Raw genomic sequence first — 21,171 nt, 5'->3', positions numbered from 1 at the left:
TTTCGCCTCTTCTTAAATCTATGAACTTTATTATTAAAATAAAATTTTATTCAAAATCCTTTGACTCTCCGTAAAAAGTTATTGCATTTGATTCCTTCTCAAATTTAATTACCTTATCCTCCGAAATGGCAAAATAAAAGGTCTTTCCATTTAAAAAAATATATTTATTAAAGTTATTATCTTCTAGTTTGTATATCCTCTTGTCTTCATCCTCTTTAAAATTGCCTTTCTTTATAAGACTTCCATTGCAAAAGATATAATAGACATTTTTCTCAGTATCAAAAGACATTGAATAAAAGTCTCCATTGGAATGCACATAAGTCCCCCGCAAGAGTGGAACCATTGGATTTTGTAGTTTTTGCTGTAAAATAATTGTAGAGGACAAGAGAATAATATTAAGAACAATTGAAATTTTGAAAAGCAAGTTTTTTTTCATTGTAAATATCCTCCACTTTTTTTAGCAATAAGCTAATTATTACTTTTCCAAATTATATAATTGACGTTTTATTTATTCGATTTCTTAACTTTTTCTTAATCAATCATAACAGTTTTTTCAACCTTATTATATAAAAATACTTTATTTTTGTAAATCGTTAAAAAGTCCGGTGAAATGATTTTCAACCGAACTTTCTTATTTTTCAATTTTCTTATTTGTTTGATTCAGTATAAATTTGCGTAGGTCCATCAGATCCACCAATCATTTCTACTTCACCATCTCTAGTCATTTTTTTCCACTCATCATCAGAAATCTTTCGATTAATCATTTTTTCCATTTGAGTTTTTGTCAAGCCTTGATTCTCTTTTACAATAGTTTTATTTACGAAAAATCCTGCAAAAAATGACAAACCTATAAGAAAAACAGCTAAACCTTTCTTCAAAATATCACCTCCTTTTATAAATTTCTAGCATTTATTGTTATGCTAAATCGACTGCTTTCTCCCACAATATTTTTAAAATAAAAAGTAATATACAATACCCCACCATGTGTAACTAATATATACAAAAAATATTAGTAGTAATATCAATATACTTTTAATTATAAAATTCTTATTATCCTTGGAATTTTTCTTACTAAAATAAAAATCTATAGTTTTATATCCTCCAAATAATATTGGAATATTAATTATAAAGCACATTAAATTTAGATAAGTGTTTATAAATTTATCGGAACCTAAAAAGTCAATATTATATTTACTGCCTAAGAATTTCAGACTAACAAATAATATTAAACTTATTATTGAAATTCCATACATAATTCTTTTTTTATTGGTGCGTCTATTTAATAAATAAACTAAAATTAAGTATATTATTATACTTATTATATATATTAAAAGCTGTTTTGTCCTCAACCTGTATCTCCTTTCAAGGATTAATAAATAAGTTTACACTTTCATGCCTATTAACTTTGAAATATAATTAATACTATATTTTTTATTATTTATAAGTTTTTTACTCCTCTTGCCATAAACTTATATTAATTTTATAAGTTATAGGTTTTACTGATTGATTTAATATAGTCACTATATAATTAGATCCACGATCAACTCTAATTTTTAAATTCTTTCCCTCATTAAATCTTGATTCATATATTTTTTCGCCATTCTCTACTATAAGTACAGTATAATCTATCCCCTTTTTAGAATGCATCTCACTTGTTTTAATTGTAAATCCCTTTTGATCACCCTCATAAAAGGATTGGAAATTAAATTTATAATCTATATGTTCAAAGGCTGGTATTATTTCTTTTTTCTTAACATATTTTTCGTCAACATCATTTAATAATATTTCATCTAAATCTAAGTTTTCATACTCTTCATCTGTTATTTCTTCCACCCTATTGTCCACATTTACATAAACTTCCTTTATTCCCTCTGTATCCGATATAACTTGATTTTCGTCTACTTCTACAGCATTAGTAAACACTGGTATATACAAGAATAATAAAAATATTAAAGTAAAAGTTCCTGACATTGTTTTTTTCCAATTTTTCATAGTCAACATCCTTTCCTTAGTTGGGCTTAAATTTAAGACAAATTTATCATTTTCTCTTTGTCTTTCTAATAATTTAAGCATTGACTGGCAATAATTTTTCCTATTTTCTTGGCTATCTCCTATTTTTTCTATAACTATTTTGTCGCAGTTTATCTCTATATCTTTCTCAAAATATTGTAAGCTAAGTATTAAAAAGGGATTGTACCAATAAAGGCATATTATTAAATTTTTTAAGTGACTTAATAAAATATGATATCTCTCTATATGCACTAACTCGTGAATAAGTACATGTTCTAATAAATCCCAGTCTTTTAAAATACTTTGTTGTAAAATTATTTTGGGTCTAAATATTCCATAAGTTATAGGCGTGTCTAATTCATCATTTATATAGATTTTTACTTCTCTTTTTATATTAAATTTTTTTAGAGAATTGTTTAAATGAGTCCTGTCCTTTAGTTCAAGAGAATTACTTAAGGCTTTTTTAAATTTTATAAATTGATAGATAGTATAGCTAATGACTAAGCTTGATCCCACTATCCTATTAAGTCGTGATATTGATGGGAACTTATCGGTTATGTAAATTGCTGCTTGATTTATCAGAATTGAGGGTGCGAAAATTGTCTTTATAAACTTTGAAGCTTCATAGGTTTTTATGCTAAATAAAATATCTTTTGGAAATATTAAATAGATTAAAAGAAGAGTCCACAATATGATATTACCCTTAGTGCTTTTTAAGTTTAATCTCCTTCTAAAGAGTAAAATCAAAATTAATATTATAATTGACTTTAAACTTTTATAAAGGACTGCTGAACCAGCTATACCTATTCTCATTTTTCTTCCTTATCAAAATCTTTAAGAAGATTTTTTATCTCTTGAATTTCTTCTTCACTTATTTTATTGTCCTTTAAAAAGGTCCTGCAAAAACTTATAAAGGATCCTTGAAATAATTTGTCTATGGCTTCTTCTCTTTGTTTTTGCAAGGCTTCTTCTCTTGTTACAATGGGTTTTATTGTGTATTTAGGATACCTTCTTGTTATTGCACCCTTTTCTAAGAGCCTGCCAAAAAATGTGTAGCAAGATGTTTTACCCAGATTATATTTTTCCTTTAACACTTTGGATAATTCTAGGGCTTGAATTTCTCCATTTTCATCTAGGCACTCTCCCTCCCACAAAACTTCCATTACCATAAGTTCTCCATTTGATAGTTCCATTTTCTCACCTCTTGTTATTTATTATTGTTAATATTTATATTTTCATCTTGAGTATATATTATTGCTTTAGCTTTGTCAAGTTAAAGAAAAAAGTCCGGCGAAATAATTTTCAACCGAACTTTCTTCTGCATTGTATTTTAAAATCCTTTTAAGCTTATTATTTTAAATCCTATAGAATTTTATTTTAAAATTCTATCCTAACCTTAAATAAGTCTCCGTCAATTTCTATGTCAAAGCTTGCTCCGTGTGCTCTCACAAAGGATGAGGCTATTGATAGTCCTAGACCTGATCCTGATGTGGTTCTTGACTTTTCTCCACGAGTAAATCTTTCCATAAGTTCCTCTGTGGAAATGTTAAGTGGATACTTGGAGATATTTTTAATAGTTAACTTAACTCCGCCTTCTTCTGAAAGATCTACATAGACTCTTGAGTTTTCCAAGGCATACTTAGAAATATTTGAGAACACGTTGTCTAAAACTCTTGAGAATTTTTGTCCATCAATGTTAAGCATTACCTTATCTTCTGGAAGATTTGAAATAATTTCAATGTTATTTTCTTTAATTTTATCTTCCCACTCTCCTATTGACTGTTGAACAAGAGAATTAAAGTCAAGCTCTTGCCTGTCAAGTTCAATGTTGTTAGATGTTGCTTTTGAAACTTCAAACAAGTCTTCGATTAGGACCTTTAACTTGTTGGACTTTTCATTTATTATTTTCGAATACTCCTTAACTTCATCTTCTGTATTGTCATCTTTTGATAAGAGATCAGAATAATTAATTATAGATGTCAATGGAGTCTTTAAGTCGTGGCTTACATTTGTAATGAGTTCTGTCTTTAATCTTTCAGATTTTACTGCATCTTCAATGGCAAGGTCTAGGTTCTCTCCAATATTGTTAAAGTTGTCGACTATGCCATCATAAAGGCCACCCTTTTTTTCAATGTTCTTTTTATAATTTCCCTTAACAATTTCACTGGACTCTCTGGAAATCCTTGCAACTTCATTTATATTTTTCATCAAAATATAATAAATGAATATGCCAAATAATATCATTGGAATCAACATTTTTTCAGGAGCATAGTAAGACATAGTTGAAAACATCATATTAAGTATTGCCAACAATAAGAAAACTACAAAATAAATTAGGGTAAATTTAATCTTTGCATCTTTAATATTTTTCTTGTCATCAGACGCATTTGAAAATTCAGAAATCGCTCCAGTAAAAATTCTATAAATTAAAGAATTTTTAAGAAGATAATTTTCTGTATTCTTGTTAAATATGCTTTTTAAAAGAATTACAAAATAATTTACTGTTAGTGAAACAATTACGAGACCAATAAGGTACAATGAATAGAAAATATACAAATTGTTGTATATATGATTCATGCTTGATATTCCTGCACTGGAAAATGCAAATATTACAAATAGAATGATCACAAGTTCTATTGGAAGCTTAAAAACTTTTCTCAAGGATTCGCTGCCGTCAACTTTTTCCACATTCATAAATAATCCTAATAATGCTGATAAGACAGCTGTAATTAAGACACTTACTCCAATTTGCACTTGGACTTGGTCCCTAAAGACATCTCTTTCAATTTCTTTAAAAACTTCATCATCTAAGGATGCGTAATAAGCAAACTTTAGATTTTTAATATTATTACTACTATTTAATTTTCTAAAGGCATCATTTAAATCCGATTTAAAAGACTTGTCAATAAAATTGTAGTCACTATCTATAAATCTTTTACTTTTTTGAACTTTGTCAATCACTATACTATCATTAATTATTGAACCAGTAATCAAAAAGTCATTATTTCTCATTTCAATTTCTAGTGGGTCAAATTCATTTTTTTCATATTCATTAGTTAGGTAAAAAGTTTTATATTCAGATTTAATTTCAGGTTGGTCTAGCATCCAATCTTCAAGATAGTCCTTTGGGTCAAGTCCCTTTGCCTTTAGGTCATCCTTCTTCTTTTGAGCTTCAATTAATCCTGGATCTGTAACAACATTTCCATTTTGGTCAAAATACTTTAACTTATAAGACTTTATAGCATATTTAAATTCTTTATAACTACTATAAAAATCATCATTGTCATTTACTGACTGATATAAAGTATTGTAAATCCTATTTTCTGTCATGGCTCTTCTATAAGAAGAATCAGGATTTTTTGTGTATAAAAACGATCCTGCCAACATGGAAATAATTGAAATTGCTAAAATTATTAAAGCATAATAGCTAAGTTTGTAAGAATTTTTTTTCATTATTTTCGCCTCAAATCTTCAAATTTGTATCCAAGTCCCCACTGGACTTTTAAGTACATTGGCTTCTTTGGATTTACTTCGATTTTTTCTCTTATTCGCCTAATGTGAACTGTAACAGTCTTTGCCTCCATGGCTGGTTCATTCCACACGCTCTCGTAAATTTCTTCAATGGAAAAAACTCTGTTGGGATTTCTCATGAGTAGCTCCAGAATTTTAAACTCAATAGATGTTAGAGCAACTGGCTTATCTTCAACATAGGCAATTTTTTGAGATAAATCTAATTTAATGCTGCCTATTTCTATAAAATTTCTGTCATTCTTTAAATCATAGGCATAAAATCTTCTCAAATTGCTCTTTACACGAGCGATGAGCTCCATTGGATTGAAGGGCTTTTGAATATAATCATCAGCGCCAATATTTAGTCCGAAAATTTTGTCAGTGTCCTCTGATTTTGCAGATAAAATAATTATTGGGACTACAGAAATTTCTCTAAGCTTAATAATGGCTTCTTCGCCAGATAAATTTGGCATCATGAGGTCCATTATTATAAGATCAATTTTTTCATTTTTAAAAATTTCTAGGGCTTCAAGTCCATCATAGGCGTAAAAAATATTAAAATTTTCATTTTTTAGATAAATTCCAATGGACCTTGCAATTTCCTTGTCATCCTCAGCAATTAAAATATTGTATTTATCCATTACATCCCTCCTCTGCCATTATAATAGCAAATAATAATTACAAAAAAGTCTACAAAATTCTTACAAATTTCTTAAATTATAATTTTAAAATTTTTCAAGTATTAAAAACCTTGCAAAGTAAATTCCTATAAGCGATAAAATTATGCTAATTAAAGCGTAAAAAATTGAAAGGTTTAAATTCCCATTCTTTTCTAAATTAAATATTTCAAAGGCAAAAGTTGAGAAAGTTGTAAAACCTCCGCAGAATCCAACCTTTAAAAATAAAATTAATCTAGGATCCAATTTATTTTTCTCAGCGTAAAAGGCAATTATTGCTAGGAAAAAAGCTCCCACTACATTAATTATAAGGGTGGCAAGGGGAAAATCTCCACCACTATTTATCTTATTACTTAAAAAATATCTGAGACCAGAACCTAAGGCCCCACCTAGTGCTACAAAAAAATACATTTTTTGCTCCTTTCTTTTATTGTATGACAAATGCTTATGTGCTAAAATCTTTTTGTTATAATTATATTAAAAAAGGAGTTTATTGTGAAGGAATACAATGTAATGAAACTTGAATACGAAGTTGATGACAAGCCTAATTTTTTAAAATCCTCCCTACTTGGATTTCAAAATATTTTGACTGCCTTTAGTGGAATTATTGCAGTTCCACTTAGTATTGCTGCTATAGCTGGCACAAATGTTGCCGAGACTTCTGTACTTATCTCTGCTGCTTTACTTGCCTCTGGTATCTGTTCTTTTATTCAAACTAAGGGCATATTTAAGGGCAAGGTCAAGGTTGGTATTGGTCTTCCAACAATTATGGGAACAGACTTCGGCTTTGTGCCACCTGCCAATGCGGTAATAAATACTATGGGTGGCGGACTTGCAGGTTATTTTGGTGCAACTATAATGGGTGCTCTTTTAGAATTGATTTTAAGCTTTTTTATTAAGCCCCTTCTTAAATTTTTCCCAGAAGTTGTAACAGGAACTGTTATTACCCTAATTGGAGTTACAATGATGCCCGTTGCCTTTGACTGGGTTGGAGGAGGTTATGGTGCAGAAAATTATGGCGACCCACTCTTTATTGGGATTGCTGTCTTTACTTTCCTACTTATAATTTTTATAAATCACTATGGCAGAGGTTTTGTAACGACGGCATCAGTTTTTATAGCCATGATTATTTCCTACATTATTTGTATTCCACTAAAACTTGTAGATTTTTCACAAGTTGCTGCAGCTCCATGGATAAGAATGCCAGAAATTTTTCCCTTTGGAGTTAAGTTTGATCTAAAATTTGTAGTTCCTTTTATTGCAGGTTATCTCGTAACAATTATTGAAACTGTAGGAGTTATGAAAACTTTGGGAACAGTGTGCGAAGTTGACTTATCTGATGGAGACATTGCAAGTGGTGTTAGAGCTGATGCCATTGGGTCTATGCTTTCTCCAGTCTTTGGTTCAGGTGCAGCTCAAACCTTCAGCCAAAATGTTGGACTAATACCACTTACTAAGTGTGCTTCAAAAAAGGTCGCTCTTTATTCTTCCTTTATCTTGATTATCATGAGTTTATGCCCTAAATTTGCAACTCTAGTTTCCATTATGCCTACACCAATTCTTGGTGGAGCTGGAATTCTTATGTTTGGTACAATTATAGGCTCAGGTATGCAAGCTCTTAGCAAGGCAAAATTTTCTACAAAAAATATTATGATAATAGCTGGAGGAATTGGGGTTGGAATTGGAATTACAATGAGACCTGACATAGTGGCGAAACTCCCTAGCTTAATAGCCGCACTTTTCTCATCAGGCATTTCTGGTGGAACTATTGTAGCCGTAATATTAAACATCTTACTTGTTGACAAGGAATATTAAAATTAAACTGCCCTCTTGGCAGTTTTTTTATGCAAAAAATTTTCTTAATTCATCTACTGTGATATAATGTTAAAAGAAATTCTCGTTTGAAAGGAAAATAACATGAAGGATTTTTTGACAAGACCTGCTTGGATTGAAATAAATTTAGATAATTTTGAAAATAATATTAAAGAAATAAAAAAAAGAGTGACAGATAAAGTTGAAGTTATGAGCGTTGTTAAAAGTGACGCCTATAGACTTGGTGCCATTCCCCTTTCCTATGTGTCAAGAGAACTTGGCATAAAGTTTTACGGTGTTGCAACTTTAAGTGAAGCTTTGAGATTTAAAAAAGAGTTCCCAGACACTTCTGTTTTAATTCTTGGTTACACACCTGCCCATCTCTTTGAAGATGCAGTAAAAAATGAAATCACCCTAACTATTTATACACTTGAAGATGCTCTAAAATTAGATGAGCTTGCAGGGGACTTAGATAAAATTGCTAAGCTTCACCTTGCCGTTGACAGTGGAATGTCACGAATTGGTTTTATTCCAGGTGAAAATTCATTAAAGGAAGTTAAAAAAATTTTTGAGCTTGAAAATATTTTTGTTGAAGGAATTTTTTCTCACTTTGCTGCCAGTGAATCTGATCCAGAATTTACAAAAAGACAGTTTACAACTTTTACAAATTTTATAAAAGAAATCGAGGATCTTGGCTACAATTTTACATACAAACATATTGCAAATTCTTCTTCTGTTTTATATCACAGAGAATACGACTTAAATATGGTAAGACCTGGAATAATACAGTTTGGATATACAGATAGTGAAAAGCTCCCTGAAGAATTTGGACTAAAGGAATTTCTTTCAATTAAGGCGCAAATTGCAGCTATAAGAGAAGTAAAATCTGGCGAAACTGTTGGCTATGAAAGATTTTTTAAGTGCGACAAAGACACTAAGGTTGTCACTCTTCCCCTTGGATATGCCGATGCTTTTCCAAGAATTTTGTCAGAAAAAATTGAAGTTCTCATAAATGGAAAGAGATGTAAACAAATTGGCTTAATATGTATGGACCAAATGATGGTTGATGCCACTGGAGTGGATTGTAAAATTGGCGACGAAGTTGTATTAGTTGGAAGGCAAGGCGAAGAAGAGATTAAAATTAGAGATATATGTCACTTTTCTGGCGACTGTGAAACTTCTTTTATCACCCACTTTAACAGAAGACTTCCAAAATATTATTACAGACATGGAGAACTTGTCCATGTAAGCCAAATGGATTAAACTTAATAAATTCAAAAAAATAACCCCAAAACTATAAAAAGTTTTTGGGGTTTTTCTATTAAAAAAGAGAGCACGGGGCTCTCTTAATCTTATTCTTCAGTTACTTCTTCTGCTTCAGGTTTTTCCATTTCTTCTGAATCTAATTTTTCTTTTACTGCGTAATATTCTTTAAATATTACATCTTCCAATTCTTTTCTAGCTTCGGCATTAATAGGGTGAGCAATGTCTCTGTATTCTCCGTTAGAAAGTCTTCTGCTTGGCATTGCTAAAAATAAAGATTCATTTCCTTCTATTATTTTTATATCATGAAGCACAAATTCATTATTAAAGGTTACAGATACTATTGCTTTAAGCTTTCCTTCTGTTGGTAATTTGCGAAGTCTTACATCAGTTATGTTCATACAAGTATCATCCTCTCTTTCTTTACCATATTATAGCACAAGTCTGATACATAATAAATAAATTAATTAAATTTTTTTATATAATTTATTTAATTACAGGCTTATTATTTCTTTCTTTGTAAAAATTTGTGTTATAATTAAAAAGAATTGGAGGAAGTAAATTGTTTGAAATTAATATAGATGATAGTAAGTATAAAAATATATTTTTTATAGGAATTGGTGGCATTAGCATGTCTGCCCTTGCTGAGCTCATGCTCCATAAGGGCTATAAGGTTTATGGAAGTGACAGAATGCCTTCTATAAACACAGAAAAGCTAGAAAAAAATGGTGCCACAATTTACTATGAACACAAAAAAGAACATATAGAAAACATGGATCTTGTAATTTTTACTGATGCAATTTCCTTTGACAATGAAGAGTACATGGCAGCAGTTAAAGAAAAAATTGACTTAGTTGATAGGGCAACTTTTTTAGGCGCAATTATGAAAAATTATAAAAATTCAATTGCAGTTTCAGGAACTCACGGAAAGACAACTACAACTTCCATGATAACTGAAATTATTAAAGACCTAGATTTAAATCCAACAATTATGCTTGGCGGCCAATTAAAAGACATTGACGGCAACATTAAAATTGGCGACGAAAATTTATTTTTAACTGAAGCTTGCGAGTACAAGGCAAATATTTTAAAGTACTTCCCTACTACAGAAATTATTTTAAATATTGACGAAGACCACTTAGATTATTTTGACAACATTGACCACATAATAAGAACTTTTAAGGGCTATGTAGATAATCTTCACGCAGATGATTATGTTATTTTAAATGTTGACGACGAAAATGTTGAAACTCTATTTCCAATTGATAACTGCAAGGTCTTTACTTTTGGAATAAAAAATGATGCAGATTTAAGGGCAAAAAATATAGATTTTTCAGAAGATGGTTTTCCAACTTATGATTTATATTTAAAGGGCAAGAAAATATGTCATGTTGAGCTTTCTGTACTTGGCAGACACAATGTTTTAAATTCACTTGCTGCCATTGCTGCAACCTATGTAAATAATATTCCTCTTGAAGATGCAATTATTGGACTTAAAAACTATAAGGGTGTGGAAAGAAGACTTGAAGAAAAGGGCTACTACAAGGGCACAAAGATTATGGACGACTATGCTCATCACCCAACAGAAATAAAGTCATCCATTCACGCAATTAAAAATGCCTGCAAGGGAAAACTCTACACAATTTTTCAACCTCACACCTACACAAGGACAAAACTTCTATTAGATGCCTTTGCTAACTCCTTTGACGAGTCTGATGTAATAATAATCACAGATATTTATTCAGCTCGCGAAAAAGATTATGGCGACATTCACTCCAAAACTTTGAGAGATGCTATTTCAGATCACAGAGACAATGCCTTTTATATTTCAGGCTTTGAAGATATTGTAAAGTTCATCAAAGAAAATATTAAAAAAGATGATGTAGTTGTAACAATGGGTGCTGGCGATGTCTATAAAATTGGAGAAATGATTTTAGAAAAATAATTTTATTAATATTTATGGAACTTCTCAAAAGGGAGTTCCTATTTTATTGCAAAAAAAAGATCTCCCTCAGGAGACCTCTTCTTAATTAGATTAATTAAATAAATTTGTAGTATTTTCTTTTGCATTATTTGTTGTATTTACATTGCCAGCATTTTTTGCAGCCTTAGAATTATTTGCATTCTTATTTTTATTGTCATTAGCATTGGCATTTTGTGAATTGTTTGTATTCTTTGTATTATTTTGTCCCTTTTGTGAATTGTTAGTTGCTGCATTATTTTCTTCAAGGGCTTGTGTCAAGTCAGCATTGTTCTCTATTTTTTTATCTTCAAAAGATGAAATTTCAATTTCACGAGTATCATTAATATAATTAACAACCATGTCCAAATTTTCTGCAATAAATCTAATTGGAACGAAAGTCCTGTCGCCCTTAATTATGGCAGCTTGATCAATATTTACATCTTTTCCATCGATCTTTATAGTTTTTGAGTCAATTGGAATTTCAATAGTTTTTCCCTTGCTATTTACAGTGACAAGTCTATTGTCATTATCCCAATTTACTTCTCCACCAATGGCTTCCACGATAAATCTTAGTGGCACTAAAGTTCTATCATTCTTAATAAAAGGTTTAGCATCCATTTTCTTTGCTTCGCCATTTATGCTGTAATTTACATCGTTAATTTTCATCTTAATGAGCTTTGTATTTTCATCATAAAGTGATAGAGTCGAAGTCTTGTCGCCAAGCTTTGCAATTATTTTTGGATTTCTTCCATAGTCTTGAATATTAATATTAAAAGTATTTGGATCCACACTTGCTGTCATGTCTTCAAAGGAATAATTTATTACTCTAGGAGAAATTTTTACTTTTCTTCCATTGTATTCGCCCCTTGTGTCAAGGCTTAAAGTCATTCCCCTTTTGATAATTTTATTTTTTGTATCAATATTAAATTTAGTGTAGGCAGAAAGGTCTGCAACATTAATTTCTTTATTAATATTTTCGCCCTTATCAGTAATCACAGATAAATTATATTTGCCTGGTGTCAAAGAAAGATAGGATAAGCCATTTAAAATATTTGCTCCGTTAGAATTATCAGTCACTGTATAAGCTCTATCTTTGATATCAATTGGATTTAAAAATTCATCCCAGCCTGATTTTAATTTTAAATTTAATTGTTCTCCTACAATTGTATTTAAATCACTTTCAAATTTTACATCAGAAATTATGCCAGTATTAGTAGTTGTGTTGAAAACTCCAAGTCCATTGACAACTTTTCTTTCACCAGCATTTCTTTCAGGATTAGTAACTCTTGTTCTCTTTAAGTCTCCCAAATTTCTAACTGCCATGGCAGTTGAACCACCACCATCTAAATTCATTGCCTTGTAGGCACCAAGGTCCAACATAAACTGAGACAACTCATTTAGTGAAAGGCCAGGAGACCTATTAGTTCTGCCTTCAGCAGAAACAATGTAGACAGTTTTTCCATCTTGGCTTATGCCCACAGCAGTTCTGGCTCTCACTCCGCCAATTGAATTGACATCTTTAGTGTATTTTTTTATAGCACCATTTTCTACAAGAAGTGCGTGACCGCCAATCATCATTTTCCAATTTCTATTGGGCTCAATATTAGTATTAATTTGAAGTTTATCTCCAACTTTTACATTTTCACGCATAAATCTTTCAGATCCACCGCTTACTTGTAAAATTTTCTTTCCTTCTGGAATTTTCATGTCAATATTTTTTCTATAGACAATTTGCTCAACTACATTGTCTTCTGATAAAAGAACTTCGCCAGCTGTTTTATCTCCCCTAGACTTTGAAGACCAGAAGGAGTTATACATTTGAATTTTTGATTCGTGAGAATATTCCTTAGATGGTTGGTACCAGTAAAAGGTCTTGTTTAGTCCATCAATTGGGTAAGATTTTCCATTGGGAGCTGTTACACTTCCCACAAATTTTGTGCTGTCAATAAAGGCAGTGTTATTTTCATCAATGCCAAAGGACCAAATGTCTGTCAAAACTGCAGGAGATGACTTCATATCTCCATCAATTATAGATGCACCTAGTGGCACACCTTGGAGTTGCATAGTAAAGAAATCTCCATTTACAAGAGCAACGGCATTAGTTCTGTCAGCCATTTGAGACACAGTTGCCTTATTAGTATAAGTTCCTCCGCCTGCAACTGTATTAATTTTTATATAGGGATTATTTAAATCAACTGTAACTACATTTGTCTGTGCATTCTTTTTATCTCTAGAGACTTCATACTTGTACCTTACAACACCTGGAGCAATGGGCTCCTGAAATAATAATTTATTTGCTGCAAATACATTAGTTGAAATAGTCATTAAAAATAAAAGCATTACAAGACTAATTCTTTTTTTATTCATTTCATCAACCTCGCTTACATAAAAAGTATAAAGGAATAAAAGTATTTTCTCAAAGAATTTTTGCATTTGTAACAAAAACTTAATTATAAATGCGATTTTTATTAAATTTATACAAAAAAATATCCTGCCTTAAGCAAGATATTTTATAATATTATATTAACTTTTTTAAAATTTCATCGAAAGCTTTAGTAAACTCCTTCATGTCATCTAAAGATGTGTCGCCCATGTGGCCAACTCTAAAAGTTTTATCAGCCATAGGTCCATAACCATTGGAGATTACCATGCCTCTATCAAGAAATTCTTGATTTAACTTTTTGAAGTCTAAATTTTTTGTATTTTTAACACAAGTAATTGTTGGTGATAAATATTTTTCGTCTCCAAAAACTTCAAAATTTTTATTTGCCCATTCTTTAAAATATTTTGACATCTCTGAGTGCCTCTTAAACCTATTTTCAAGGCCCTCATCATTTATTATATAGTCCAGTTGATACTCTGCTGCAACCATATTTGAAATGGCAGGAGTTGATGGGTATTGGTAGTCATGTTCCTTGGAATAATTATAAAGAAGTAGAAGGTCTAAATAGTGACCTCTATTTTCTACTGTCTTTGCCTTTTGAACAGCCTTCTCTGAAAAAGATGCAAAGCTAAGACCAGGCACAAGGCCCAAACACTTTTGTGAAGATGTAATAGCAATATCTATGCCATACTTATCTTGATCAATGGGAGTTCCGCCAGCTGAACTTACTGTATCAAGAGCCCAAATAATGTCTGGATACTTTTCAATTACTGCTTTAAGTTCAGAAAGGCTATTTAAAATACCAGATGATGTTTCGTTGTGAGTGATACCCACAAAATCATAGTCCTTTTTCTTTAAAAGATCTTCCAATTTATTTGCCTCAGTAGCTTCACCTGGCTCAGCCTTTAAAATGTCTGTCTCAATTCCATTTTCAAGACCAAGTCTTTGCCAAAGTTCACCAAAGGAACCTAAAGAACAAATCAATGCCCTCTTCTTTGTACAAGACTTAATAGCTCCTTCCATTAGTCCAGTGCCTGAAGATGTTGATATTAAAATATATTCTTTAGTTCCAAAAACTTTTTGCATATTTATTATAATTGACTTTTGAATTTCTGATGCGTCCTTAGTTCTGTGTCCTATTACAGGTTTTTCAAATTGTTTTAAAACTTCACTGCGAACTGACACAGGACCGGGTAAAAATAGTTTCATTATTATTCCCCCTATCTATGCTAAAATAATAATACAAAATTTTTATATAGTCAAATAAAAAATCTTTGTAAGCTTGCAAATAATTATTTTGTTTACAATCGCTTTAATGATTTTACTGGTTAAATTAGTATTATATTTATTCAATCAATAAAAAAACTCTGCCAAAGACAGAGTTCTTAAAATTAATATTTTAGTTTTGCAAAAATCATTTTTCCTGCTGAAGTTTGAAGAGCACTTGTAACAATTACATTGACGCTTTCGCCAATTAGGTCCTTTCCATTTTCAACGACAATCATTGTGCCATCGTCAAGATAACCAAGCCCTTGATTTTGTTCCTTGCCTTCCTTTACGATTAGAATTTTCATCTCTTCGCCTGGCAGATAAAGTGGCTTAACTGCATTTGCAAGTTCATTGACATTTAAAACTGTTAGGTTTTGAACCTTAGCAACTTTATTTAAGTTGTAGTCATTTGTGACGATTTTGCCACCTAAGTCGCTGGCAAGTTTTAAAAGTTTTGAATCAACTTCAGAAATTTCTTCGATTTTTCCCTTGTAGATTATAACTTCAACATTTTTTAATTCTTGAATTTCTGCAACAGTGTCAAGTCCACGCCTGCCCCTGTTTCTCTTTAGAGCATCGGCAGAGTCTGCAATGTGTTGAAGTTCTTCTAATACAAAAACTGGAACTACAAGAGGTCCCTCAATAAATCCAATCTTTGCAATATCAAGTATTCTTCCGTCAATAATAACAGAAGTATCTAAGACCTTTGGAATGCCTTCACGAGTTTTAATATTTTCCTTTGGCTTAGCTGTTCTCTTTGCTGCCAAGGAAGATAAATCTCTAACTTTTTCTGAAATAGTGTCCTTGTTTGACATTCCAATATTTAAACCTAAGTATCCCAGCATTCCATAGAGTAAAATTGAAATTACAGAACCCACATAGGGAATTGGAATCTTGTAAATAGGTTGTGAAATTAAAAATGCTATTATGAGACCAAGAATAAGTCCCACTGCGCCCAGTACTACCTCTGTAAAAGATTTTGTTTGGATTTCTCTCTCCCAAATAGCCAAAAGATCTTCCAAGGCCTTAAAGACCTTTGGTGAAAGTATAAAAAATATAAGTGCAAATAAAAGTACAATAATGACAGCAACAACTGTCACAACTTTTTGGCTTCCAATACCTTTTACAAATTTCATGTCTGATAAAAGAGACACGATGAAAATACCGAATAGTGCTCCTATTAAAGTGAATAGCACCTTAAAAATTTTGGACACAATTTTTCGGTTCCTGCTAATAAAAATCCCTCCTTAACCAAAAATGGCATGATCAACTAATTTTGAAACTTCTTCCACTTTTTTATCAAAAACAAGAGCCATCTCTGAAACGATGATTTGTCTTGCTTCTGTCAATATTTTTCTCTCTCCCGTTGAAAGAGATTTTTGTCTGTCTAAATTTTCCAGACATTTTACCACGTCGGCAATTTCTGTTAAATCGCCAGATTTTATTTTTTCTAAATTAAATCTATATCTTCTATTCCAATTTTTTGGCATAGTTATTTCTTTGTCTGAAGAAAGTGTTTCTAGGACATTTTCCATAGTCTTTGTGTCAGAAATTTTTCTAACTCCAACTTCTTCAGCATTTTTAACAGGCACCATAACCTTAAGTTCATTTATAGGTAATCTCATTATGTAGTACTTGTGCACATTACCGAGGATTTCTCTCTCTTCTATTGCAACAATTTCGCCTGCTCCGTGCATAGGATATACAATTTTATCGCCAATATTAAACATATTTTACCTCCTATTATCCCTATTATTAGTATAGCAGAGAATTTATAAAAAGTAAAAACATTTTAATATACCATAGTTTATTGTTTTATGCAAAGATTTTTTATTAATTTTTATTTTTATTATTTTTAATTCTTTAGTAAAGTATAAAATTCTATTGTGATAAATAATAAAGTTTTATGTGAAATTTTTGTTGTAAATTAATTAAAACCCTCTAACAATAAAGTTAGAGGGCAAATTTTTTATTCAATTCAAATTATCTCTTGTTAGTTCTTCTCCAAATGTTCATCTTTTCTGCTTCTTTAATTAGATCTTCTCTAAATTCTGGTGCAGCAAGATTAATTATTCCTTCTGCTCTTTGCCAAGTTGACATACCCTTGCAGTTGAACTTTCCATATTCAGTTACAAGCCAGTGTGTGTTTGGTCTTGCAGCTGTAATTGCTGAGAAAGTTTCGAAATTTGGAACAATTCTTGATTCTTCCTTGCCAGTCTTCTTGTTCATAAATTTAGAAGATAGACAGATAAAGGATTTACCACCCTTAGATAAATAAGCTCCAAGTACAAAGTCAAGTTGTCCGCCTGCTCCAGAGATGTGACGAGCTCCAGAAGATTCAGATGAAACTTGTCCAAATAAATCTATATTAACGGCATTGTTAATTGAAACAAAATTATCTATTTGTGAGATTATACGAGCATCATTAGTATAAGATACTGGTGCAGCCATTGCATCTGCATTAAAGTTTAGATATTCATACATATCCTTTGAGCCTGCAGCAAAGCCATAAACTTGTCTAAATCTGTCAATATTTTTCTTTGCTCCAGTGATTTTACCCTTTTTAGCCATATCAACAAAGGCATCTACATACATTTCTGTGTGAACTCCAAGGTCCTTTAAGTCAGAATCAGCAATAAGAGATCCAACTGCATTTGGCATTCCACCAATTCCAAGTTGAAGAGTTGCGCCATTAGGAATTTCTTCTACAATTAGTTCAGCAACTTTCTTGTCAACTTCGCCAAAGCTTCCCTTAGGAAGAGCTGCTATTTCAGGATTTTCTCCTTCGATAATATAGTCAACATCTTTAATATTTATTTCGTGTTCAAAACCGCCAAGGCAAGTTGGCATATTTTCGTTTATTTCAATAATTACTTTATCAGCAACTTCTGTAACTGCCCTTAGGTGAGATGCATTAAGTCCAAAGTTGAAGTTTCCGTGTTTATCCATTGGAGGAGTAACAATTAAAGCTATATCAACTTTACAATTTTCCCTATACCATCTAGGAAGTTCTGAATACCTAAGCGGTGCATAGAAACCACCTGGCGTTTTGTTAATTCTACCTCTATCAGGTCCACCTGCGTGCCAAGAATTCCATACAACTTTTTGTCCTTCAGGGTCTTTCTTAAATACTTCTGGTTCCCAAAGAAGTACGCCACCTCTTAAATAAATTTCGTTTAATTCATCAAGTCTATTTGCTAGAGCCTTGTCAAAGGCAACAGGTGTACTACCAGCCCAGGCATAGTCAATCCACATATTGTCTCTTACCATTGCTGCCGCTTCTTTAGCTGAAATTAATTTTTTTTGATACTCTTTAGAATAATCCATATTTCCTCCTTAAAATTTTAAATAATCCTTATAATTAGTATGAGATCTAATAAATTTAATGTAGTTTAAAAATTCTTCCATTACAAGTTTACTTTTTTCCTCATTAATCTCAATATCTATTTTGTTTTTACCCCTTAAGTCAAAAATATATGCAGCTTTTACTTTAACTTTATATAATTTTTCATAAATTGCTGAATAAAGTACTAATTGATTCTCGTAAGAAGACTTTATATAGTCTAGGTCCATGTCGCTAGTTTTTAAATCAACTATATAATAGTCTCCATCAATTTTTATCACCTGGTCAATAAAACCCTTAACTAAATATCCCTCCAGGTCGTAATAAAATAATAATTCCTTATCAATTATATTTTCCTCTTCCATTTCAAGGTAGTTTAGTGAAAGTTCTCTGGCAATATTTAACTTGTCCTCGTCAATTTCTTCTTCGTAATATTCAAAAATTTCCTTTAAGTATTCATCTATATTATTTTTATTTGCATCTTTGTTGCTGTGAATCTGTGCAAATAAATGAACTATGCTTCCAAGAGTTTTTGGATCCATAACTTGCTGCTTGCCCTGTCCTAAGGTGTAGTCATCAATTCCCAAAAAATATTTTTTATAGAAATCTATAGGGCTTCTCTTGAAATTTAAAAAATCAGTGACAGTGTAATATTCTCTAATTCTATTTTCGAAATTTAAGTCTAGATCAAGGTAAGGGTATTTTTTCTTTGGTATATCTTCTTTTATCTCCCTAGAAAATTCATAATCTTTAATTTTTATGTCCCTATCTAATAAATCAAAATAGGAATCACTTTTGTATTTTTTTACATTCCCAAAGAGGATGAGTTCCTTTTTTGCCCTTGTCATGGCAACATATAAAACTCTCTTCTCCTCTTCCCTATCTACAGCTCTTAGTTTCTCATTAATAGTTCTATACCTGTAGTCAGAAAAATCAGATTTAAGGGCAAGTCCAAGCTCTCTATCAACTATAATTTTTCTCACTTGACCTAATTTTTTGCCCCTGTCCATATGTGAGATTATAACTGCATCAAATTCTAAACCCTTGGACTTGTGTATAGTTAAGAGATTTATTCCCTCTTCTAAATCATCAAAGCTCAAAGTTAAAAGGTATTTTTCAAAAGACCTGTAATCTTCTTGTTTTTCTTCTAAATAATCTCTTGCAATTTCTTTAAATTTATATAGATATTCCCAATCAATTTTCTTTAGAGTCTTTAAATCATAAAAATACTTCATAATTTCCTCTATCATTTCATCAAAAAGAAGAACTTTTGATTTTTCCTTTAATTTATTAAGGAATTTTATAAAACTATTTATATTTTCATCGTCACACTTTAAATCTAGAAGGGCTGAAGTCTTATCAATGCCTAAGTTTAAAATTTTAACTAAATCTTTAAAATTGAAATTTAAAATTGGTGAATTAAAAATAGAAAGTGTATTTAGAAAATCCTCTGGACTATAAATGCTAGAGAGAATATTTTTCGTCACCTTTAAAACTTCAATTTCCTCTAAGCTTCTCTCGCCCTTATTAAAAGAGATATTTCTAAGAGATAAGATTCTGCTTATTTCATTAATTTGTGCATTGCTCCTAGATAAGATGGCAATTTCCTTTTCATCGAATTTTTTTAATAGGTCTAAAACTAAGTCGGCAATTTCATTATTATCTTCGGTGTCATATTGATAGACATCGCCGCCACTTTCAAAATCAAAGTCCATTTCCTCGTAGGACTCAATTAGGTTTTCAAAGGTGGAATTAATGAAATTAATAATTTTTCCATCACTTCTATAATTTTTATTCATGACAAGGGAAATGCCCCGATTTTTTATTTTGTCAGAAAAACTATAATAACTCTTTAAGTCAGTTCCCCTAAAGGCATAAATGGACTGTTTTGGGTCCCCAACTATAAATAAATTTGAATCAACAAAGGTATTTATAATTTCATTTTGAATTTCATTTGTGTCTTGATATTCGTCAACCAATATGTATGAATACCTGTCTTTAAGATTTTTCTTAAATCTTTCATCGCTTAATATTAAATGAGTGTAAGAAATAATGTCGTCGTAATCTAGAGCCTTAATGTCCCTCTTTTCCCTTGAATAATTTTTATCAATTTCTTTTAAAATTTCAATAATTATTTCATAATATTCCTTATTTTTTATCTCAAAATTTTTCTTTAATTCATGAATCAAATCTACAATATTTTTAATTTTATTCTCATACTTACTTGCGGAACCAAGATTATCTTCTATTGAGTTTAAGATTTCAAGATCAAGATTTTCAGTATTTTTAATTTCATCAATGTTGTCATCGTAAAATTTTTTAAACTTATTTCCGCTAACTTTCCTAAAATCATCTAAGAGTAAAAATAATTCCTTGGAACTTTTGCTTGTCTTATTAAAATTTAGGCTCCTACTTAAAATATCTGAAAAATCTAAATCTTTATTTCGAAAATCTAAGTATAAATCTCTAAATACTTTTCTCTCCTCAAAGGGGTTAGTCTTAAAGTCAATTAAATATTTTTGAAATTCTTTACTTGTAATATTATTTAAAGATACTTTGACAGCATTTTCTAGCATCTCTTTTGCCTTGCCATCATCTAAAATAGTAAAATTTGGATTTATTCCAATTAAATAAGAATAATTCCTCACTATTTCAAGGGCAAAGGAGTGAATAGTCATAATATTTAAATCTTTTTCTTCAAAATCAATATTCTCTTCCACAAGCTCCTTAGAAATTCTTCCAAGCATTTCCTCTGCAGCTTTTTTTGTAAAAGTTATAGCCAAAATTTCCTTTGGATCATGATTATTTTTAACTATATTTATAAATCTACTGGTTAGGACTCTAGTTTTTCCCGTACCTGCTCCTGCCATTAAAGTGACATCTTTATCAATGGATGTCACAGCTTCAAGTTGGACTTTATTTAACTTCATAAAAACTCCAT

The 21,171-nt window shown here is 30.8% G+C and carries 17 protein-coding genes; 3 read left to right on the top strand and 14 right to left on the bottom strand.

Translation table 11 applies throughout. The features are described from left to right. Positions 1-46: 46 nt before the first annotated feature. The 7 genes from WMO19_RS00370 to crcB form a co-directional block, all read right to left on the bottom strand. Complete coding sequence (locus tag WMO19_RS00370; RefSeq protein WP_349169740.1) at positions 47-436, bottom strand: hypothetical protein; 390 nt, start codon at positions 434-436, stop codon at positions 47-49. Positions 437-647: 211 nt separating this feature from the next. Next, complete coding sequence (locus WMO19_RS00365) at positions 648-878, bottom strand: hypothetical protein (RefSeq protein WP_349169738.1); 231 nt, start codon at positions 876-878, stop codon at positions 648-650. A gap of 571 nt (positions 879-1,449) precedes the next feature. After that, positions 1,450-2,823 carry a M56 family metallopeptidase gene (locus WMO19_RS00360; RefSeq protein ID WP_349169736.1) on the bottom strand — a complete coding sequence of 458 codons (1,374 nt, stop codon included), beginning with the start codon at positions 2,821-2,823 and terminating at the stop codon, positions 1,450-1,452. Beyond that, entirely contained in the window at positions 2,820-3,203 is a 384-nt protein-coding gene (locus WMO19_RS00355; RefSeq protein WP_349169734.1) for a BlaI/MecI/CopY family transcriptional regulator, read from the bottom strand. The genes WMO19_RS00360 and WMO19_RS00355 overlap by 4 nt, the downstream gene beginning before the upstream one ends. 184 nt (positions 3,204-3,387) lie before the next feature. After that, positions 3,388-5,463: a sensor histidine kinase gene (locus tag WMO19_RS00350; protein ID WP_349169732.1), complete on the bottom strand. Its 2,076-nt coding sequence runs from the start codon at positions 5,461-5,463 to the stop codon at positions 3,388-3,390. Beyond that, on the bottom strand, positions 5,463-6,161 hold the full coding sequence (locus tag WMO19_RS00345) for a response regulator transcription factor (RefSeq protein ID WP_349169730.1): 699 nt from the start codon (positions 6,159-6,161) through the stop codon (positions 5,463-5,465). Before WMO19_RS00345 ends, WMO19_RS00350 begins: the two co-directional genes overlap by 1 nt. A gap of 84 nt (positions 6,162-6,245) precedes the next feature. After that, on the bottom strand, positions 6,246-6,608 hold the full coding sequence (gene crcB, locus WMO19_RS00340; RefSeq protein ID WP_349169728.1) for a fluoride efflux transporter CrcB: 363 nt from the start codon (positions 6,606-6,608) through the stop codon (positions 6,246-6,248). 84 nt (positions 6,609-6,692) lie between these two features. Here crcB and WMO19_RS00335 point away from each other — a divergent pair, with 84 nt between their 5' ends. After that, on the top strand, positions 6,693-8,012 hold the full coding sequence (locus tag WMO19_RS00335; RefSeq protein WP_349169726.1) for a uracil-xanthine permease family protein: 1,320 nt from the start codon (positions 6,693-6,695) through the stop codon (positions 8,010-8,012). A 102-nt stretch (positions 8,013-8,114) separates the two neighbouring features. Further along, on the top strand, positions 8,115-9,272 hold the full coding sequence (gene alr, locus WMO19_RS00330; protein WP_349169724.1) for an alanine racemase: 1,158 nt from the start codon (positions 8,115-8,117) through the stop codon (positions 9,270-9,272). Positions 9,273-9,361: 89 nt separating this feature from the next. On the opposite strand, the gene spoVG is transcribed toward alr, so the two are convergent. After that, positions 9,362-9,673 (bottom strand): septation regulator SpoVG, encoded by a 312-nt coding sequence (gene spoVG / locus WMO19_RS00325; protein WP_070610128.1) that lies wholly within the window; start codon positions 9,671-9,673, stop codon positions 9,362-9,364. A 161-nt stretch (positions 9,674-9,834) separates the two neighbouring features. On the opposite strand from spoVG, the gene murC reads away from it, so the two are divergent. Beyond that, positions 9,835-11,217, top strand: a complete 1,383-nt coding sequence (murC, locus tag WMO19_RS00320; RefSeq protein ID WP_349169722.1) for a UDP-N-acetylmuramate--L-alanine ligase — start codon at positions 9,835-9,837, stop codon at positions 11,215-11,217. A 90-nt stretch (positions 11,218-11,307) separates the two neighbouring features. Here murC and WMO19_RS00315 read toward each other — a convergent pair whose 3' ends face one another. The 6 genes from WMO19_RS00315 to WMO19_RS00290 form a co-directional block, all read right to left on the bottom strand. Further along, the gene (locus WMO19_RS00315) at positions 11,308-13,602 is read right to left on the bottom strand and encodes a stalk domain-containing protein (protein ID WP_349169720.1); all 2,295 of its coding nucleotides are present in this window, start codon (positions 13,600-13,602) and stop codon (positions 11,308-11,310) included. Between the two features lie 151 nt (positions 13,603-13,753). Further along, positions 13,754-14,827 (bottom strand): pyridoxal-phosphate-dependent aminotransferase family protein, encoded by a 1,074-nt coding sequence (locus WMO19_RS00310; protein ID WP_349169718.1) that lies wholly within the window; start codon positions 14,825-14,827, stop codon positions 13,754-13,756. Between the two features lie 182 nt (positions 14,828-15,009). Next, positions 15,010-16,101 carry a PIN/TRAM domain-containing protein gene (locus tag WMO19_RS00305; RefSeq protein WP_349169716.1) on the bottom strand — a complete coding sequence of 364 codons (1,092 nt, stop codon included), beginning with the start codon at positions 16,099-16,101 and terminating at the stop codon, positions 15,010-15,012. A gap of 33 nt (positions 16,102-16,134) precedes the next feature. After that, positions 16,135-16,617: a CarD family transcriptional regulator gene (locus WMO19_RS00300; RefSeq protein ID WP_019124512.1), complete on the bottom strand. Its 483-nt coding sequence runs from the start codon at positions 16,615-16,617 to the stop codon at positions 16,135-16,137. 253 nt (positions 16,618-16,870) lie between these two features. Further along, positions 16,871-18,214: a butyryl-CoA:acetate CoA-transferase gene (locus tag WMO19_RS00295; RefSeq protein WP_349169713.1), complete on the bottom strand. Its 1,344-nt coding sequence runs from the start codon at positions 18,212-18,214 to the stop codon at positions 16,871-16,873. Between the two features lie 9 nt (positions 18,215-18,223). Beyond that, positions 18,224-21,160 (bottom strand): UvrD-helicase domain-containing protein, encoded by a 2,937-nt coding sequence (locus WMO19_RS00290; RefSeq protein ID WP_349169711.1) that lies wholly within the window; start codon positions 21,158-21,160, stop codon positions 18,224-18,226. Positions 21,161-21,171: the final 11 nt, after the last annotated feature.

This window comes from Peptoniphilus hominis (ex Hitch et al. 2025) (assembly GCF_040096015.1).
GTDB classification, from domain to species: Bacteria; Bacillota; Clostridia; order Tissierellales; family Peptoniphilaceae; genus Peptoniphilus_A; species Peptoniphilus_A hominis.
Note: the sequence above shows the minus strand (reverse complement) of the source record. Positions and strands in the feature narration are given on the sequence as shown.

Coding starts and splice junctions, on each gene's coding strand:
- crcB (WP_349169728.1), bottom strand. CDS start 6,608: ATGTATTTTTTTGTAGCACTAGGTGGGGCCTTAGGTTCTGGTCTCAGA.
- WMO19_RS00355 (WP_349169734.1), bottom strand. CDS start 3,203: ATGGAACTATCAAATGGAGAACTTATGGTAATGGAAGTTTTGTGGGAG.
- WMO19_RS00295 (WP_349169713.1), bottom strand. CDS start 18,214: ATGGATTATTCTAAAGAGTATCAAAAAAAATTAATTTCAGCTAAAGAA.
- WMO19_RS00345 (WP_349169730.1), bottom strand. CDS start 6,161: ATGGATAAATACAATATTTTAATTGCTGAGGATGACAAGGAAATTGCA.
- WMO19_RS00290 (WP_349169711.1), bottom strand. CDS start 21,160: ATGAAGTTAAATAAAGTCCAACTTGAAGCTGTGACATCCATTGATAAA.
- WMO19_RS00360 (WP_349169736.1), bottom strand. CDS start 2,823: ATGAGAATAGGTATAGCTGGTTCAGCAGTCCTTTATAAAAGTTTAAAG.
- WMO19_RS00370 (WP_349169740.1), bottom strand. CDS start 436: ATGAAAAAAAACTTGCTTTTCAAAATTTCAATTGTTCTTAATATTATT.
- spoVG (WP_070610128.1), bottom strand. CDS start 9,673: ATGAACATAACTGATGTAAGACTTCGCAAATTACCAACAGAAGGAAAG.
- WMO19_RS00300 (WP_019124512.1), bottom strand. CDS start 16,617: ATGTTTAATATTGGCGATAAAATTGTATATCCTATGCACGGAGCAGGC.
- WMO19_RS00315 (WP_349169720.1), bottom strand. CDS start 13,602: ATGAATAAAAAAAGAATTAGTCTTGTAATGCTTTTATTTTTAATGACT.
- alr (WP_349169724.1), top strand. CDS start 8,115: ATGAAGGATTTTTTGACAAGACCTGCTTGGATTGAAATAAATTTAGAT.
- WMO19_RS00310 (WP_349169718.1), bottom strand. CDS start 14,827: ATGAAACTATTTTTACCCGGTCCTGTGTCAGTTCGCAGTGAAGTTTTA.
- WMO19_RS00350 (WP_349169732.1), bottom strand. CDS start 5,463: ATGAAAAAAAATTCTTACAAACTTAGCTATTATGCTTTAATAATTTTA.